The 17867-nt window shown below is 70.1% G+C and carries 11 protein-coding genes and 3 pseudogenes; 8 read left to right on the top strand and 6 right to left on the bottom strand.

Features of this window, described 5'->3' with window-relative positions; genetic code table 11:
• Positions 1–79: 79 nt before the first annotated feature.
• The 3 genes and pseudogenes from OG509_RS00475 to OG509_RS00485 all read right to left on the bottom strand — a co-directional run.
• Positions 80–432: pseudogene (locus tag OG509_RS00475) on the bottom strand (alpha-xylosidase); the annotation flags it as partial.
• Positions 429–1828 (bottom strand): annotated as a pseudogene (locus tag OG509_RS00480) (GH1 family beta-glucosidase). The pseudogenes OG509_RS00475 and OG509_RS00480, both read right to left, overlap by 4 nt.
• A gap of 130 nt (positions 1829–1958) precedes the next feature.
• A complete protein-coding gene (locus tag OG509_RS00485) occupies positions 1959–2387 on the bottom strand; it encodes an acetylxylan esterase (protein WP_406179105.1) in 429 nt (142 codons plus the stop codon).
• Positions 2388–3928: 1541 nt separating this feature from the next.
• On the opposite strand from OG509_RS00485, the gene chvE reads away from it, so the two are divergent.
• From chvE to mmsB, 3 genes are all read left to right on the top strand, one after another.
• A complete protein-coding gene (gene chvE, locus OG509_RS00490; RefSeq protein WP_406179107.1) occupies positions 3929–5023 on the top strand; it encodes a multiple monosaccharide ABC transporter substrate-binding protein in 1095 nt (364 codons plus the stop codon).
• Positions 5024–5126: 103 nt separating this feature from the next.
• On the top strand, positions 5127–6674 hold the full coding sequence (mmsA, locus tag OG509_RS00495; protein WP_406179108.1) for a multiple monosaccharide ABC transporter ATP-binding protein: 1548 nt from the start codon (positions 5127–5129) through the stop codon (positions 6672–6674).
• Between the two features lie 3 nt (positions 6675–6677).
• Positions 6678–7913, top strand: coding sequence for a multiple monosaccharide ABC transporter permease (gene mmsB / locus OG509_RS00500; RefSeq protein WP_406179109.1), 1236 nt, complete (start codon positions 6678–6680; stop codon positions 7911–7913).
• A gap of 69 nt (positions 7914–7982) precedes the next feature.
• Here mmsB and OG509_RS00505 read toward each other — a convergent pair whose 3' ends face one another.
• Positions 7983–8312: a hypothetical protein gene (locus tag OG509_RS00505; RefSeq protein WP_406179110.1), complete on the bottom strand. Its 330-nt coding sequence runs from the start codon at positions 8310–8312 to the stop codon at positions 7983–7985.
• Positions 8309–9033 (bottom strand): annotated as a pseudogene (locus tag OG509_RS00510) (phytanoyl-CoA dioxygenase family protein). The gene OG509_RS00505 and the pseudogene OG509_RS00510 overlap by 4 nt, the downstream one beginning before the upstream one ends.
• Before the next feature lie 759 nt (positions 9034–9792).
• Here OG509_RS00510 and OG509_RS00515 point away from each other — a divergent pair.
• The 4 genes from OG509_RS00515 (at position 9793) to OG509_RS00530 (ending at position 12632) form a co-directional block, all read left to right on the top strand.
• Entirely contained in the window at positions 9793–10074 is a 282-nt protein-coding gene (locus OG509_RS00515; protein ID WP_406179112.1) for a helix-turn-helix transcriptional regulator, read from the top strand.
• A gap of 187 nt (positions 10075–10261) precedes the next feature.
• Positions 10262–11161 (top strand): expansin EXLX1 family cellulose-binding protein, encoded by a 900-nt coding sequence (locus OG509_RS00520; RefSeq protein ID WP_406179113.1) that lies wholly within the window; start codon positions 10262–10264, stop codon positions 11159–11161.
• Positions 11162–11286: 125 nt separating this feature from the next.
• Complete coding sequence (locus tag OG509_RS00525) at positions 11287–11820, top strand: SigE family RNA polymerase sigma factor (RefSeq protein ID WP_406179114.1); 534 nt, start codon at positions 11287–11289, stop codon at positions 11818–11820.
• A complete protein-coding gene (locus tag OG509_RS00530) occupies positions 11817–12632 on the top strand; it encodes a hypothetical protein (protein WP_406179116.1) in 816 nt (271 codons plus the stop codon). The genes OG509_RS00525 and OG509_RS00530 overlap by 4 nt, the downstream gene beginning before the upstream one ends.
• 164 nt (positions 12633–12796) lie before the next feature.
• Here the strand turns inward: OG509_RS00530 and OG509_RS00535 are convergent, their stop codons facing one another.
• Positions 12797–15343 (bottom strand): RICIN domain-containing protein, encoded by a 2547-nt coding sequence (locus OG509_RS00535; protein WP_406187437.1) that lies wholly within the window; start codon positions 15341–15343, stop codon positions 12797–12799.
• A gap of 620 nt (positions 15344–15963) precedes the next feature.
• Here OG509_RS00535 and OG509_RS00540 point away from each other — a divergent pair.
• Complete coding sequence (locus tag OG509_RS00540; RefSeq protein ID WP_406179118.1) at positions 15964–17523, top strand: sigma-70 family RNA polymerase sigma factor; 1560 nt, start codon at positions 15964–15966, stop codon at positions 17521–17523.
• The last annotated feature ends 344 nt before the right edge of the window (positions 17524–17867 follow it).

Consider the following 17867-nt stretch of genomic DNA (forward strand, 5'->3'; position numbering starts at 1 on the left):
GAAGCGGGCCACCTCGCCGGGGCCGTCGGAGCGCGGGATCACCACGGTGCGCTCGGCGCCGTCCGCCCAGGCGGACGCGCCACGGCTGTGAGGTGTCCACCCGCAGCGACAGCTCACCGCACTGAGCTCGACCACCCGGCCGTCCCGGTGCACCTTCCCACTACCCTGCTGCGCACCGGGCAGCGCGAACTCCGGACCGCGCCGCACCGAACCGGCGTGGTGGGTGACGCGTACCCCGATCACGCCCTCGGCCGGCGACCAGCACTCGACGGTCAGCAACGGACTGTTGAGCGTGTCGCCGCGGCCGCGCACGTGCTTCGCCGGCGCATAGAGCGTCATCCGGTGCTCGTCGGCCCGGACGTCCGCGACCTCGGTGGCGTAACGCGTGGTGACGCCCGGGCGCGTCAGCCAGTAGCCGTCGGTGAACTTCATCGTGCAGCTTCCTCCGTCCGCGCGCGGTGCGCGGTGATCAAGCCCCGGTACCCGTGGTAGCTGTCCTTGGGCGTTCGGGTCAGGGTGTCGTAGTCGACGTGGACCAGGCCGAAGCGCCTGCCGTAGCCGCGCGCCCACTCGAAGTTGTCCAGCAGCGACCAGACGTAGTAGCCGCGCACGTCCACCCCTGCGGAGATGGCGTCGGCGACGGCGGCGAGGTGGTCCGCGAGGTAGTCGATCCGCTCGGTGTCATGGACCCGGCCGTCGGGGCCGACGGCATCGGCCTCTGCGAGCCGTTCTCGGTGATCCAGACCGGCGGAAGCCGCTGGTAGCGGGCGTGGAACTCGCGGAGCAACGCGGTGAGCGCCTCCGGGACGACGGGCCATCCCATGGTGGTGTGCCGGGTCCCGTACCGGTCCAGCTCGGTGACGCCGATGTCCACGGCGGTGCGCCGTTCGAGGTCGGCCTCGCGGTGGGGGACGGCGGAGACGGTGATCGGGCGGTAGAAGTTGACTCCGAGGAAGTCCAGCGGGGAGCCGATCAGTTCCAGGTCGCCCGGCAACCGCCCGGGGCCGTCGGCGAGGCCGGACCAGGTCTCGGCCTCGTGCGCGGGGTAGCGGCCGGCGAGGAGCGGCTCGGTCCAGACCTCGTTGTGGAGGACCTTGGCACGGCGCAGGGCGGCTCGGTCCTCGGGAAGGGCGGAGGCGAGAGGGATGCGGTCGAGGTTGAGTGCGATCCCGACCTCCCTGGCGCCCGCTGCACACAGCTCCCGGACCGCGAGGCCGTGGGCGACCAGCAGGTGGTGGGCGGCCGCGAGCGCGCCTCGGCCCTCCTCGGCGCCGGGCGCGTGGCGCCCCTCGGCGTAGCCTACGAAGGCGGAGCAGTACGGCTCGTTGAGGGTGATCCAGCGCTCCACCCGGTCCCCGTAGCGCTCGGCCGCGACGGCCGCGTACTGCGCGAACGCCTCGGCGGTCTCCCGGACCCGCCAGCCACCGCGGTCTTCCATGGCTTGGGGCAGATCCCAGTGGTAGAGCGTGACGGCGGGGGCGACTCCGGCGGCCAGCAGATCGTCGATCAGGCGGTCGTAGAAGTCCAGCCCCTTGGGGTTGGCCGGTCCGGTGCCCCGGGGCAGCAGGCGGGACCAGGCGATCGAGAAACGGTAACTGTCCACACCGAGCCCGCGCAGCAGGGCGACGTCTTCCGGGTGCCGGTGGTAGTGGTCACAGGCCGTGTCGCCGGTGGCTCCGCAGAGCGTACGGCCGGGCGTGTGGCTGAAGGTGTCCCAGATGGACGGGCCGCGGCCGTCCTGGTCGTGGGCGCCCTCGATCTGGTAGGCGGCGGTCGCGGCACCGAAACGGAACCCGGCGGGCAGTTCCGGGAAGTCCGGGGTGGTCATGGGCGGTATCTCACGGGTCTGTCGGACTCCTCGGTCTCGGGGCGGGTCTCAGTGCGTGGGTCGGCCAAGCGGTCTGCTTGGCCCGCGGGCCGCCCTCGCGCGGTCTGCCCGGTCCGGTGGTGCGGGGCGGTCAGAGCTCCGGCGCCAGGCCGCGGTCGCGCAGCCAGGCCAGTTGGACGGGCGGGTTGGAGCCGCAGCCGCCGCCGTGGTCGCCGAACGGCCACACGGTCATGGTGCGGTCCTCGCCCGCGTAGTGGTTGAAGGCGGCGTAGACCGTGGAGGGAGGGCAGACCGGATCCATCAGGCCCACGCTGAACACCGTCGGCGCGGTGGCACGCCGGGCGAAGTGGACACCGTCGAAGTGGTCGAGGGTGGCGAAGGCGGGCTCCACGCGGTGGCGGCTGTGCCGGCGAAGATACTTGGCGATCTCCTGGTACGGGCCGTCGGCGCAGGTCGCGGCAGCGTGGCGGAATCCGACTTGGCGACGGACGAGCTCGATGGTCGCGTTGACCATGCCCGGCCCATGGATCGCCGAGCCGAGGGCCGGACCTGCCGTCACGGGAGATCCACTTCTCTCCGCGGGCGGCGCGCGGATCGGCGTTGATACGGTCGGCCTGGTCCTGGGCCGGGTGACGTGTCCACGGCTTGGGGCAGGCGTGCGGGTGAGCCGCCCGCCCGGTGGTCTGGGCGAGCGGGGTGCCCTAGGGAGTGTCGTCAAAGTGGCGTCGGCCGCCCGTAAGGGCGGGGCCGGCGGGGTCTGGTGCGTGCGATCGCAAGGCGGGGGAGGGAATCGACGCGGAGCGTCGGTGACCGACGACAACGCGGCGAGCGTGCGTGCCAGACCCCGCCGGCCAGACGGGACTTTGACGACACGACCTAGGTGCATTGCCCTGTGAGGTTGGGGACGCGGCTGGCGGGTGGTTTGCCTGCGAGCGCGGTCGTTCGGGTGTTGAGGTCGGTGGCGATGCCGATGAGGTGGGCGGGATCAACGCCGACGACGGCGAGTACGGCGAGAAGGACGGCGCGCAGTACCTCAGATGCCTGTCCTCGGGATGCCGCAGGGCCCAGCCAGGCAGCAGTGGGCGCCCGGTGCGGCCAACTCGCGCTCGATGACACCGTGTGGGTACTCGTGCACGACGGCCGCGACCTCCCGTCCGCCACGCACGCGGACCAGCACGGCACGACCCGGTGAGGATCCCGGAGTCGGTGCCGAGGACGTACCTGTCCGAGCCCCGGACGGCAGGGAACACGGTCACCTTCTCGCCCCCCGCAGGGGAACCGGCATCGGCTCCTGCGGAGTTGAAGCGTCACCTCTCCCGACGAGGCAGATTGTTAGCGCTCACAATCTTCCTGTCAAGGAACCCGTGGAGGCCTCGACAAAGTGCGACCGGCGCGGCGGACAGCCTCGGCCGAAGCGGCGGTCGGCCCGGGTCCGATGGCGCCGGCCGGCTCAAGGGCGGCCCGCAGGGCCCGCGCTGTGACGCAGCACCATCTCGGGCGAGATCAGCAGGTGGGGGTGCGGGTGCACGCGCCACCCCCCGACTCCTCGACGAGCAGTTTCCAGGGCCCGGGGCCGAGCTCGCCGAAGCCCTGCCGCACAGCGCCCAGGGGCGGAGTGAAGCAGGTGGGCTCAGGAGTGTCGTCGAAACCGACGAGCAGATGCCTCCCGGGATCGAGCGGCCGGACTCGTGCAGGGTGCGCGCAGCAGGCCGAGCGCCATGCCATCGTCGGGCACAGAAGGCGGCGGGTGCGTATCCCAGTTCGGCGATCCGCGAACCTACCTGGTAGCCAGTGCCGCGCTCGGCAAAGCCGCAGAGACCACGGAAGCCGTCCGCGGTCGGCGTGCCCGGACGTCCCGATGTAGAGCCGACCCGGCGAGGAGGCTGCCCGCCTGCGGCGATGTTGCCCAATGGTGATCTGAACAGACTCTTGACGACACACTTGTGAGCGTTAACACTCAGATATCACCAGGCCGGAGCCGCTGCAAACCCGGACTTCGCACAGCGCGAGGAAACGACTCCCGGCCGGCCCCGCTCGACCGCTTCCGGTCCTCCCAGCCGGGTCGCACTGTGCCGGTCGCGGAACATCACTGGAGGAACTGTGCGGAAGCTTTCAGCGGGCCTTGTCACCCTGGGCCTGACGGTGTCGCTTGCAGCCTGTGGCCAGAGCGCCAACGGAGCAGGAGACGGCGGGGGCGGCGGGGACGCCAAAGGCGGGCTCATCGGCATCGCGATGCCGACCAAGTCGTCGGAGCGCTGGATCAACGACGGCAACAACATGGTCAAGGAGTTCCAGGCCAAGGGTTACAAGACCGACCTCCAGTACGGCGACAACGTCGTGGAGAACCAGGTCTCCCAGGTGGAGAACATGATCACCAAGGGGGCCAAGCTGCTGGTGATCGCCGCCATCGACGGTTCCTCGCTCACCAACGTGCTGCAGAAGGCCGCCGACGCCCACGTCCCCGTCATCTCCTACGACCGGCTGATCCTCGGCACCGGGAACGTCGACTACTACGCGACCTTCGACAACCACAAGGTCGGTGTTCTCCAGGGCAGTTACATCGTCGACAAGCTCGGCCTCAAGGACGGCAAGGGCCCGTTCAACATCGAGCTGTTCGCCGGCTCGCCGGATGACAACAACGCCGCGTTCTTCTACAACGGCGCGATGAGCGTCCTCAAGCCGTACATCGACGACAAGAAGCTGGTCGTGCAGAGCGGCCAGACCACCCTCAACCAGATCGCCACACTGCGCTGGGACGGCGGTCTCGCGCAGTCCCGGATGGACAACCTGCTGAGCAAGTCGTACACCGCCGCCCGCGTCGACGCCGTGCTCTCGCCGTACGACGGCATCTCGATCGGCATCATCTCCTCGCTCAAGGGCGTCGGCTACGGCGCCGGCCAGCCACTGCCCGTCGTCACGGGCCAGGACGGCGAGCTGGCCTCGCTGAAGTCGATCATCGCGGGCGAGCAGACCCAAACCGTCTACAAGGACACCCGTCAACTGGCCAAGGCCGCAGTCCAGATGGGCGACGCGCTGCTGACCGGCGGCAAGCCCGAGGTCAACGACACCAGCCAGTACAACAACGGCGTCAAGATCGTGCCGGCGCAGCTGCTCCAGCCGGTCAGCGTCGACAAGGAGAACTACCAGAAGGTCCTGGTGGACAGCGGCCAGTACACCGCGGACCAGCTGAAGTAGCCCGCGGAGCCCGACCGACGGGTCAGGCGACGACGAAACGGCGGTGCGACGCCCGGGAGACCGCCCGGCACCGCACCGCCCCGACGATACGGATGCAACAACCATGGCCCGACCCGTTCTCGAGATGCGGTCGATCAGCAAGACGTTTCCCGGTGTCAAGGCCCTCTCCGAGGTCAACCTGACCGTCGCCGCCGGTGAGGTGCACGCCATCTGCGGCGAGAACGGCGCCGGCAAGTCCACGCTGATGAAGGTGCTCAGCGGGGTCTACCCCCACGGCGGCTACGAGGGCGAGATCTACTTCGAGGGCGAGCCCTGCCGGTTCCGGGACATCCGGGCCAGCGAGCAGCGCGGCATCGTGATCATCCACCAGGAACTCGCGCTGGTGCCCTACCTGTCCATCGCCGAGAACATCTTCCTCGGCAACGAGCACGCCACCCGGGGCGTCATCAGCTGGCACAAGACGCTGACCCACGCCGCCGCACTGATCCGGCAGGTCGGGCTCGACGAGAGCCCGCACACCAGGATCGCCGATCTCGGCGTGGGTAAACAGCAGTTGGTCGAGATCGCCAAGGCGCTCGCCAAGAAGGTCAAGCTGCTCATCCTCGACGAGCCGACGGCCGCCCTGAACGACGAGGACAGCCGCAAGCTGCTCGACCTGATCCTCGAACTCAAGGCCCAGGGCATCTCCTGCATCCTCATCTCGCACAAGCTGAACGAGATCGCCCGCGTCGCCGACGCCGTCACCATACTGCGCGACGGGCGGACCATCGAGACCATCGCGATCGGGCCCGAGGGCATCTCCGAGGAGCGGATCATCCGTGGCATGGTCGGCCGCAACCTGGAACACCGCTACCCCGAGCGCACCCCCGGGACCGGCGAGGTCGCCTTCGAGATCGAGGACTGGAGCGTCCAGCACCCGATCGACCACCGGCGCAAGGTGGTCGACGGCGTCTCGCTCAACGTCCGTCGAGGCGAAATCGTCGGCATCGCCGGCCTCATGGGCGCCGGCCGCACCGAACTGGCCATGAGCGTCTTCGGCCGCTCGTACGGACGGTGGACCGGCGGCCGGGTGCGGCTGGACGGGCGGGAGATCCGTACCCGGACGGTGCCGGAGGCGATCGGGCACGGCATCGCGTACGTGACCGAGGACCGCAAACAGCTCGGCCTCAACCTCAACGACGACATCAGCCGGAACATCTCGCTGAGCGCCCTCGGCAAGGTCGCCCGGCGGGGCTGGGTCAACCGGCACCAGGAGGCGCGGATCGCCGAATCGTTCCGGCGAACCATGAACATCAAGGCCCCCTCGGTGTTCGCGGAGACCGGCAAACTCAGCGGCGGCAACCAGCAGAAGGTCGTCCTCAGCAAGTGGATCTTCGCCGAGCCGGAGGTGCTGATCCTCGACGAGCCCACCCGAGGCATCGACATCGGCGCCAAGGCGGAGATCTACACCGTCATCGCCGCACTCGCCGCCCAGGGCAAGACGGTACTCGTCATCTCCTCCGAACTCCCCGAACTCCTGGGCCTGTGCGACCGGATCTACACCATGGCCGAAGGCCGGATCACCGGTGAGGTCGACCGCGCGGAAGCCACCCAGGAATCCCTCATGCGGCTCATGACCATGAGCGCGGCATACCCCGACAAGCAGGTGTGAGGCATGGCCCAGACCAAGACCACCCCCGACACCACGCCCCGCACACCGCAGACCGGCCGACGTGCGTCGGCCGGCGCCGTACTGGCCCGAGCACTGCGCGGCAACTTGCGCCAGTACGGGATGCTGCTCGCGCTGGCGCTGATCGTGCTGCTGTTCCAGTTCTGGACGGACGGCATCCTGCTCCAGCCGCTCAACATCACCAATCTGATCCAGCAGAACAGCTACATCCTCATTCTGGCCATCGGCATGATGATCGTCATCATCGCCGGGCACATCGACCTGTCGGTCGGTTCGCTCGCCGCCTTCGTCGGGGCCGCCGCCGCGGTGATGATGGTCAAACATCACGTGCCGTGGCCCGTGGCGCTGGTGGCCGCGCTGCTGATCGGGGCCCTCGCCGGAGCCTGGCAGGGCTTCTGGATCGCCTATCTCGGGATCCCCTCGTTCATCGTCACGCTGGCCGGCATGCTGCTGTTCCGCGGTGGGACCCAGATCCTCCTGCAGGGCCAGTCGGTGGCGCCGTTCCCCAAGGGCTTCCAGAACATCAGCAGCGGCTTCCTCCCCGCCGTCGGCCCCCACACCAACTACCACAACCTCACCCTCCTGCTGGGCCTCGTGGTGCTGGCCATCGCGATCCTGCAGGAGGTGCGCGGACGGCGGCGGGCCGCCTCGTACGGGCTGGAACCGCTCCCGGCCGGGCTGTTCCTGGTGAAGCTCGGCGCGATCACCGCGGCCGTGGTGGCCTTCACGCTGCTGCTGGCCAGCTACCACGGCGTGCCGATCGTGCTGCTGATCCTCGGCGTCCTGCTGGTCGGCTTCGGATACGTGATGCGCAACTCGATCCTCGGCCGGCACACCTACGCCATCGGCGGCAACGAGGCGGCGGCGCGGCTGTCCGGAGTGAAGAGCAAGCGGGTCGTCTTCCTGGCCTTCGTGAACATGGGCGTCCTCGCGGCCCTGGCCGGGATGGTCTTCGCCGCGCGACTCAACGCCGGTACGCCGCAGGCCGGCATCAACTTCGAGTTGGAGGCGATCGCCGCCGCCTTCATCGGCGGCGCCTCCGCGAGCGGCGGTGTGGGAACCGTCCTCGGTGCGCTCACCGGCGGTCTGGTGCTGGGCGTGCTGAACAACGGCATGTCGCTGGTCGGCGTGGGTACCGACTACCAGCAGGTGATCAAGGGCCTGGTGCTGCTGGCGGCCGTCGGCTTCGACGTCTACAACAAGCGCAAGGCCGGATCCTGACCCTGCCCCTCCTTGGTGCCGCCGCCGGCACGCGGAGGGATGCCCCGTCTACCGGGGCCCCGCGTCCCGTCACTCCGCCCGCACGTCGACGATCCGCTCGAAGAAGAACTCGTGCTTGAGGAAGGAGACGTCGTACTCATGACCCGGGAAGGGCGTGAGCAGCTGCGCTGCCTGGATCAGCCGCCAGCCCGCCCGGAGCGCCGCCACCCCCGACTCGTACGGCGGCTCGTCGCTGTCGCCCGTGGTCGGTGAGGCGTGGCCCGTGCCGTCGTACAGCGACCAGCCCACGACATGGGAGTCCAGCGCCGAGGTGGCCAAGTACAGGACCAGCACCTGCTGCCGCGGCACCGGCGCGGCGCCTTCCGCCGCCCGCTCGGGGACGATTGCTTCGGCCGTCATGCCTGTACCTCCGCGGGTCGGTTGGAGACCCTGGTCACCCAGTGGTCGAGGTCGAAGTGGTCGTCGCCGGTCAGAACCCGCCACAACAGGATGCGGTTGTACCGCTCCAGCCGGCCGGTCGCCCCCTCGTACCACGGGAACATCGTGTCCAACTCCGCGGCCACCTACGGGACTTCGAGATGCGGGGTGTTCCACAGGCGCTGTTGACGCACCCTGGGATTGAAGCGGATCTTCAACGTGTAGCGCATCACGTCGCTGTCGTTGCGCCGGCCCCCGTGCCAGAGACCGTGGTGCAAAAACACCACCGTCCCGGCCGGGCAGACCAGTCGGTCCTGGCCGCGCAGGTTCTGGTAGCGGGGCCGGTGTCGGACTCGTTGATCCGCCGGAGGTGGCTGCCCGGCACGGTGAGCGTTCCGCCCATCTCCAGCGTCACCGCCTGCGGAAAGTACATCAACTGCACATCGAAGGCGTCCGCCCGGACGTCGATGATGGCATCCCCGTGCAGCGGCTGCGCGTCGCCCCCGTTGGGCTCGCGGGTGTGCACGAAGTGGTGGTCCACCCACGGCTCCGGGCCCACGAGGCTGTGCAGGGCCCCCGCCACCTGCGGAAGTTCCAGCAGCCGACGGACGAAGGATCCCTGCGCATAGGCTTCGGACAGCGGCGTCCCGTATCGCACCGGCGGCACCCCCTCGGCCAGTACCGCCAAGCCCTCAGTGTTCATTCCCGCCGGGACCACCGCGTCCAGTCGCAGCGACCCGCGCGCCACTTACCGCGCCATCCGCACCGAATCGAGTGGTTCTCGCGTGTTCTCCACGGCGGCCACGCTAGGCCCGGCGGCCGCGCGCCGCGTGGGCCACGTTCACCCTCCACTGGTCGATTCTCACCACGGTGGCCGGCACGCGGGGTGGGAGGGTGGTGGTCCTGGAACGGCTCACGGACGCGGTGGTAGGAAAGGTGACCATGCACACGGCACTCGCCCACCTTGACGAGCCGCCCACTCTCGCCGCCGTCGGCATCGGCATGCACGGCCCGGCCGGCCACGTGGACATGTTCTCCCTGCCGAACCTCTGGCAGCTCCATCTGTACGACTACGAGGCCGACTTGACGGTGGACGGCACCGAGTACGCGATCCGCCCCGGCCGGGTCAGCCTCGTACCGCCCGGCGCCGAGGTTCGCTACCGCCACCGGGGCCGGTCCTCACACCTTTACGTCCACCTCCGCCTGGGCTCAGGTGGAACTCCCCGCAGCATCCCGGTGATCCAGCACGCTGGCCCCGAACTCACGTGGCTGACCGCCCAGTTGCGGCAGGGCACTGGCCGCCTGGCCGAACACCCCGGCACGGGCCGCGGCCGAGGTGTGGGCCGCCCTGTGGCGGGTCGCCCAGCTCGCGCCCGCGAGGGAGCGAAGCGCACAGGCCGCTCATCCGGCGGTCAGGGCCGCCGTGGCCCTGACCGAGGCGCGGCTGGGGCAGCCTCTCACGGTGCCGGACATCGCGGCGGCGGCCGGTGTCTCCCACAACCACCTGACGCGGCTCTTCCGCGCCGCGACGGGGGAGACGGTCGTCGGCTACATCCGGGCTCGGCGGATGGAACGGGCGCGCCACTTCCTGCAGGCCACCACACTCTCCGTCCCCGCCGTCGCCGCATCGGTCGGCATTCCCGACCTCCAGGCGTTCAACAAGGCTTGCCGCCGCGCGCTCGGAACTTCTCCGCGCGGCATCCGTGCCGCCCAGCCCGTTTCCCCGCACTCCCCCGCTCAGTGAGCGGACCGGTATGGGACCCCGCTGTCCGGCCGCCCTGAAGGACCCGCCGCGCGCCCGCTTCCTACCGTCGGCAACCTTTTCGCGTCCTGCGGCGACCAGGCAGTGCTCCTCGACTCGAATCTTCGAACGGACCGACATGCAGACTGCACGGCAGGCCGCGCGGCAGCGCAGGCGTAGACACAGGCTGATGCTGGGGACGGCAGGGATACTGACCGCCGCGGGCGTCCTCTTCTGCCTGGTGACAGCCATGCTCCCCGGCCCCAAGGCCGAGGCCGGCGCTGGGGCCGACGTGGCCGCCCCGGCCGCCACCCATGCGCGAGCCACACCCTCGGCCCCGACGAGCCCAGCGCCCCCGGCGGACAGCTCGCCTGCCGCGGCAACCCCGAGCGCGGCCGGCGCGACGGCCACCGCGCAGACGCCACAGCCTTCGGCGAAGGAAACCCCATCGGCGGCGTCCACCCCGGCACCGTCGGCAGGACGCATCCAGCCCGGGACCACCTACGAGGGCATCGCCACCGCCTACGCCGCCGCCGACGGCAACGGCGCCTGCCTGTTCGGCCCGAGCGACGACCTCATGATCGCGGCGATGAACACCACCGACTACGAGTCGTCCAGGGCGTGCGGCGCGTACGTGCGCGTCCGCGCCGCAAACGGCACTTCGATCACGGTCCGGATCACCAACGAATGTCCACTGCCCTGCGCACCCGGACAACTGGACCTCAGCGAACAGGCCTTCGCGAAACTGGCCGATCCCAAGCTCGGCCGTATCCCGATCACCTGGAGCCTGCTGAGCCCCCACACGTCCGGCGCGCTCTCCATCCGGTACAAAACCGGGTCCAGCCCCCACTGGTGCGGCATCCAGGTGATCGACCACCGAAATCCGGTCGCGCGGCTGGAGGTACGCACCGAGAAGGGCTGGCGGAGACTGCCTCGTACCGACTACAACTACTTCCTCTCCGCCGACGGCAGCGGGTGCGGCAGCGCGATGAGGATCACCGATATCTACGGAGAGCAGCTGACGGTCGAGGGGACCGCGCTACTGCCGAACGTCGCACAACCGACCCGGGTCCAGTTCGCCCCGCACTGAAACCACCCCGCGACCGGGTGGCGGATCCGGTGGGGCGGATCGGGTGCCCTGAGTCGTACCGGGCGCTGATACGCTGCCGCCCGGATGTTAGCGCACACATTTTGCGGAAGGGACGACCGACGGACATGGTCCCCGATGACGCGTCCGCGGAGTTCCACGACTTCTTCGAACGCCACTACGCCGAACTCGCCCGGTTCGCCCATCTCCTGACGGGCGATGCGCACGGCGGCGACGATCTGGCCGCGGACGCCCTGCTCGCCCTGTGGCAGCGCTGGGACCGGCTGCGCCAGGCCGAGTACCCGCTCGCCTACGCCCGCGGCGTGGTCGCCAACCTGGCACGGTCACGGATCCGCAGCGCGGTGCGCGAGCGCCGCCGGATCGCCCTGTTCTGGTCCCGCGGTGCGGAGCCGATGCACGGTCCGGACGTGGCCGCCGTGGTGGACGTGCGGACCGCTCTCGCCCGGTTGCCGTTCCGGAAGCGGACGTGCGTGGTCCTGCGGTACGCCTTCGACCTGTCGGAGAAGGACACCGCGCTGGCGCTCGGAATATCGGTCGGTACGGTGAAGAGCCAGACCTCGAAGGGAATGGCCGAACTGGAACGGATGCTGGACAGCACGGGATCAGCCGGGGAACTGTTCGTGGGGAGGAGGAGTCGTTGAACGAGGAGCTCACCGAGCGGCTGCGCGCAGCCGCCGAGGCCCACCAGCCCGACCGCGCCCGGATCCTGGCACGCGTGGAACGCGGCATGTCCGGCGCCCCTGCCCGCCACCGCGAGCGGTCCGGCGCGAGGCCCTGGCCCAGGGTCGCGCTCGCCTCCCTCACCGCGGTCGGCACTCTGGCGGTCGGTGGTTTCGCCGTCGCCGCCATCGTCCAGTCACCGCCGGCCCGGCCGGACATCTCGGCCACCCCCGCCGCGCCGTCCGCGCCGTCCGTGCCGTCCGCGTCCGAGACTCCCAGCCCGGCGCCGTCGGCGCCCGCCACCGGCGGCCCGACCACGCCGGACCGCTCGTCCTCGACGAGCCCCGGCCCTGCGGCGTCAGGCGGCGCGAGCTCGGCCCGGCCCGGCGGCGCACACGTTCAGGACGGCCCTCTGTCGTCGACCGGCTCCTTGGACGCGCACAGCAACGCCTACTGGGCGCAGAGCAACATCACCCTCAAGGCCACCCAGCCGCTCACCGCACTCACCGTGGAACTGCGCATCGTGCAGACCGGCGCAGTGCAGAGCACCGGCAGCTGGCGGACGCTGCCCGCCGACGACTTCACCGTCACCGTGCAGCAGGAGGGCGGAGCAGTGGTCTACCGCTGGATCCTCAAACCGGGCCGCACGGTCCCGGCCGGACAGCACGTCTTCGCCGGCCAGTACAACCACGCCGCCGGCGAGCGCGAGGTCAAACAGGACGGCTACCGCATCGACGCCAACGCTCTCCGCGGCGCCCTCTCGGTCTGGGGCGACTTCGCCCAGACACGATGAGGACGTGGCCGTAGCCGGGTCGAAGCCGCCCACGCAGCCGGCCATGCACCTGGCCATGCACCTGCGCGCCGCCTGCCTCACCCTCGCCGAGCGCCGTGTGGTACCGCTACCCCGGCCCGTGGGTGGAACGGCGCTGACCGCCGCACGCCCACGGGCCGAGGCGATCAGGACAGGTCGCCGTACACCACGCCACGGCCGTAGCCGCCCAGGTAGACCCGCCCGTACACGTCGGGGTCGCCACTGATGACGTTGATGGCGCTGCCGCCGAACTGGTGCTGGTCGTCGTTGATCCGCACCCAGGCCGAGCCGCCGTCGGTGGAACGGAACAGCCCGGCGACGCCCTTCACCTTCCCACTGAGGTAGAGCGCCTGGTACCCGGCTCCCGGGGCCGGCTTGCCGAAGCCGACGGCGGTCGCCTGCTCCACGCCGCCCAGCTTGCCGAAGCTCTTCCCCCCGTCGGTGGAGTGCAGCAGTCCGTTGCCCGCGCCGGCGATCCACAGGTCACCGGCGATGCCCGGAACCGCCTTGAGCTGCCCGTCGCCCAGGCCGGTGGCCCGGGCGCTGAAGTGCTTCCCGCCGTCGGTGCTGGCGTACAAGGTGCCGCCGCGTAGGGCGTAGAAGGTGTTCGCCGCCGACCGGTCGGCCACCACGGCCGTGTCCTTGGGCAGACCGGAGGCCGCCGCCCAGGCCGAGCCACGGTTGGTCGAGTAGAACGGAACCTGGCCCGCCGGGGTCCACACCACGGCGGCGCCGTCCGCCGAGACGGCCGCGGAACCGCCGCCCGCGTCGCGCACCGGCGCCGCGGCGAAGGGTTCCCAGTCGGCTCCGCCGTCGGTCGAATAGGCGCCGTGCTGCTCGCCACCGAGACCGACCCGCACCATGAACTGCGGCTTCGACTGGGCGAAGTCGATACCCGTGGTGTTGGTGAACAGCGGTCCGGACAACGCCTTGGCGGGCACCTTGGTGAGGTCCTCGTGCCGGAACCCGCTGACATCGCCGAGCGCACTGATCAGGGGAAGGCCGGGAGGCTTGATCAGTCCGAGCGTCGCGGTCTCCTCCAGGCCCTTGGCCGGGATCGTCCAGTGCGTCGCCCGCCCGCTGTCCGCCGCGGTCACGTCGCGGCTGCCCCACATCCCCGATCCCGTGCCGTACAGCACGTGCCCGGAGTCGAAGGGGTCGATGGCCAGGGCGCCCATCCAGTGACCGATGCCGGTGCCCACGTAGGGCGCTGCGGAGTTGTCCCGCACCGAGGTCGCGCCGAGCGCCTTCCAGGAGGCGCCGCCGTCGGCCGACCGGTAGATCTCGTCCGAGGGCCACCAGCGGTCCAGCGTGGTGACCATGACCGTGGACGGGTGCTGCGGATCGACCGCCAGGCCGGCGAAGCCGTAACCGCCGCTGGAGGGCGAGATGTTCTTCCAGCTCCCGGTGGACGGCGTGTACTTCCACACCGAGCCGGCCGTCACGCCGTTCGGGCCCGGCGCATTGGTGTACGTCAGGTAGAGCGAGCCGTCGCCGGACAGCAGACCGTGCTGCGGCAGCTGGCCCTTCGGCTGGCCGGGCACGGCCTGCCAGGTGCTGCCGCCGTCGGTGGACCGGTACAGCGAGGTGGTCTTGTCGGCCACCCCGACGTAGATCGTCCGGCTGCCGGACGGGCCGAAGGTCACGAAGGAGAGGCCGACTCCGCTGCTCGCACCGTCCTTCACGGGGAAGCCGCCGACCTGGCTCCACGTCACGCCGTAGTCGGTGCTGCGCCAGAGCCCGTTCTTGCGGGTGCCCAGGTAGAGCGTGCCGTGGTTGGACGGGTCCACCACCAGCCGCTCGCCCATGGACCGGCCGTCCTCGTTGCCGCCCAGTTTGAACGGCAGGTCGGTGCGCTGGAACGTCCTGCCCTGGTCGGTGGAGCGCAGGATCGCGCCGTTGCCCGCCCAGTCGTTGGTGTAGGTGCCGCTCGCGAGGTACAGGCGGTTCGGGTCGACCGGGTCGGTCGCCAGGCTCTCTATCCCCAGCAGGTTCCAGTCGGCTCCGCCGATCCAGTCGGTCAAGGAGGTCCAGCGGGCGGCGGTCGCGTCCCAACGGTAGGCGCCGCCGATATCGGTCCGGGCGTACAGCAGGTCCTTGCGGGCGGGGTTGAAGACCAGCCCGGTGACGAAGCCGCCCCCGACGATCTGGGCGTTGTGCCAGGCGTACCTGCCCGAGCCGCCCACCTTCACCAGCTTCCACTGCTGGTTGGTGCTGCCCCGGTCGGCGTACTGGATGAGCGGGACCCCTTCGCCAGTGGAGCCACCCCACACGTCCAGCACCATGCCGCTGCTCCGGGAGACGACTTTGACCGCCGCACCGCCGACGTCCTCGATCTTCCACTGCTGCGCGGCGGCGCCCTGGTCGCACTGCTGCTCGACGGCGGCCGCCGACTGTCTGGAGGCACCCCGCACACCGAGGACCTTCTTGCTGCTGCGGTTCTCCAGCTCGTAGTAGCCGTCCCCCGTCGGCCTCAGCCGCCATTGCTGACTCGCGGCACCGGGCACGCGGCTCTGCTGCCGTGTCCAGGCGCCGTCCGACGTGTCCTCCCCGGGCACGTCCAGCACCTTGTCGCTGCGCACGGACACCACTTCGTAGTAGGCGTCGGAATCCAACGTCGCGGCCTCCGAGTCGGCCTGTACGAACAGCAGGTAGGGGCCGAGCACACCGGGCACGCCCAGCGCCAATCCCATCGTCGTCCAGCGCCGGCGATGGCGTCCACGTGTACGTCGCTCGCCACCGGCGTGCGTGCGCCGACCGCGACCGTGCGCGGTGGGATCCGTCTCGTTCATGGGGGGTTGCTCCTTGCTCCGAGCCTGCCTCGCCCGCCCGCTCAGGTCAGCGGTGCGCAGCAGCACGCGGCGGTGTTGATCGGACGATCCCTAGGTGTGATCGTCTTCGGGTCGCCCGTCAGTCGCCACAGCTCCGCAAAAGGTTGCCGCCCGCCGAAGTCCTCCTTGGACCACTGACCGCCTGGCCCGGCGCGCGCAGATCGTGCTGGCGTACGCACGAGAGCGGTACAACACCGTGGTGGCCGCGCGCCTGGACACAGAGCGCAAGACATGAACCCCGGTCGGGCGTGCCGGATCGGCCCCTTCCCCTCAGCGGCGACAAACAGTCGCTGGTTCTACCCTGTACGCTCGCTCATCGCGAAGGTGCACCTGTTCGTGCGGCGGATCCGACCTAGACGCTCGTCCTCGCAGCTCAGGGGCGCCTTCTCCTCACTTGTCGTCAGATCACCCAGCCCGGTTGAATACCCGAGGCCAAGGTGTGGCGCCGTACTCGGCGGATCGCTCCCCTGAGGGAGGTGGGAATGGGGCTCATGGATGCGGACCACGCGGGGCTGGTCGTCGCGGCGCAGGCCGGTGACGATCTTGCGCGCGAGAAGCTGATCGCCGCGTACCTGCCGTTGCTCTACAACATCGTCGGACGAGCGCTGAGCGGACATGCCGACGTCGACGACGTCGTCCAGGAAACCCTGCTTCGCGTGGTGCGCGACCTGCCTGCCCTGCGTGCCCCGGAAAGCTTCCGGTCCTGGCTGGTGTCGATCACACTCCGTCAGATCAATGCCCACTGGCAGCGGCAACGCGCCTTCGCCGACCGGACCACGGTCATCGACGAGGCACTCCAGATACCGGACGCCGGCGCCGAACCCGAGGACGTGACGATCCTGCGTCTGCACGTATCGGATGAGCGCCGTCAGGTTGTCGAAGCCCGCCGGTGGCTCGACCCGGACCATCGGGTGCTGCTGTCGCTGTGGTGGCAGGAATGCGCAGGCTTGCTGAGCCGTGACGACATCGCCGCCGCGATGGGGCTCACTGTCGCCCACGTCGGAGTACGCCTGCAACGCATGCGCGAGCAGCTGGAACTGAGCCGGACGATCGTCGCCGCGCTGGAGGCCGACCCGCGCTGTCCCCGGTTGGACGAGACCGTCGTCGGCTGGGACGGTCTGCGTGCATCGGTGTGGCGCAAGCGGATCGCGCGGCACACCCGCGGCTGCCCGGTCTGCACGGCGACGACGACGACACGGGTGCCGGCCGAACTACTGCTCCTCAGGCTCACGCCGCTGGCCGTCCCGGCCGGACTCATCGCCGCGCTGGCCGCCAAGGGCCTGCTGTCGGGTACGGCCGCGAACGCCGCCGGGCTGGCCACGGCACACGCGGCCGTCGGCACGGCGACGGGGGGAGGCGGTCTGCACAGCGCGCTGGGCGGCAAACTCCACGCGGTGACCGCTCATCCGCTGGTGACCCTCGCCACCGGCGCGGTGCTCATCGCCGGGACCGCCACCTACGCGACCTGGCCCGAACCGGCGCATCGGGATCCCGGCGTCATCGCCGCTCCCACGGCCGGCAATCCCATGCCGGTCCCGTCGCGCACCACCACGTCGGCCGGGCCGTCACCGGTGAGTCCGTCCGCCGTCGCAGGCACTGTTCCGCTGGGCGCACAGTCGATGGAGTCCGTGGACGACCCCGCCCTGTACCTCACTTTTGCCGACGACTTCGCGGCGCTCGGCCGAGTCTCCACGTCCAGCAGCGCGCAGACGCGGCAGCGGGCAACCTTCACGGTCATCGGGGGGCTGGCCGATACACGGTGCGTCACCTTCCGTGCCGCCGACGGCCGGTATCTGCGCCATCGTGACCTGCGGCTACGGCTGAGTACCAACGACGGCAGCGAACTGTTCCGTGAAGACGCCACCTTCTGTCCGCAACCCGGGGCGGTCGCCGGGTCGGTAACCCTGCATGCGCACAACTATCCCGGATCGGTCCTCCGCCACCGCGACGGTGGCATCTGGCTCGATGGCTCCGACGGCACTCGGGCCTTCGCCGGCCAGGCTTCCTTCATCATGCGCAGGGCCTGGGCTACCGCTCTTTGAGCATTTTGGGACCGAGTCGCGCAGGACAGCTGGTGATCGTGCACCACGGTCCTGCACCACGCCGTTCTCGACCCGGCAGTGAACCGAGTGCTGCGCCGAATAACCCTCACTGAGGATCAGGCCGGCGTGCCCTTTCTCCAGGGACGACCAGACCGCGAAGCTTGGCATAACGCTTTTTGCCTGAGAGATGCATCACCGGGCAATCGTCCGGACGGCGCGACTTTTTTGTTACGAGACCGCGAGTTCGGAGGCCTCCATATCGTGGGGTGCTTCTCCCGCCGTTCACCATGAGTGCCGGCGTGGCAGGTTCCCCCGACTCTCCCGTTGACGTATCTCCTGAAGAA

It is taken from the genome of Streptomyces sp. NBC_01006, assembly GCF_045162725.1.
Classification (GTDB): domain Bacteria; phylum Actinomycetota; class Actinomycetes; order Streptomycetales; family Streptomycetaceae; genus Streptomyces.

Excerpts from the sequence above, each read along its gene's own strand:
- OG509_RS00535 (WP_406187437.1), bottom strand. The coding sequence starts at position 15,343 with ATGGGATTGGCGCTGGGCGTGCCCGGTGTGCTCGGCCCCTACCTGCTG.
- mmsB (WP_406179109.1), top strand. The coding sequence starts at position 6,678 with ATGGCCCAGACCAAGACCACCCCCGACACCACGCCCCGCACACCGCAG.
- OG509_RS00525 (WP_406179114.1), top strand. The coding sequence starts at position 11,287 with ATGGTCCCCGATGACGCGTCCGCGGAGTTCCACGACTTCTTCGAACGC.
- OG509_RS00520 (WP_406179113.1), top strand. The coding sequence starts at position 10,262 with ATGCTGGGGACGGCAGGGATACTGACCGCCGCGGGCGTCCTCTTCTGC.
- OG509_RS00505 (WP_406179110.1), bottom strand. The coding sequence starts at position 8,312 with ATGACGGCCGAAGCAATCGTCCCCGAGCGGGCGGCGGAAGGCGCCGCG.
- mmsA (WP_406179108.1), top strand. The coding sequence starts at position 5,127 with ATGGCCCGACCCGTTCTCGAGATGCGGTCGATCAGCAAGACGTTTCCC.
- OG509_RS00540 (WP_406179118.1), top strand. The coding sequence starts at position 15,964 with ATGGGGCTCATGGATGCGGACCACGCGGGGCTGGTCGTCGCGGCGCAG.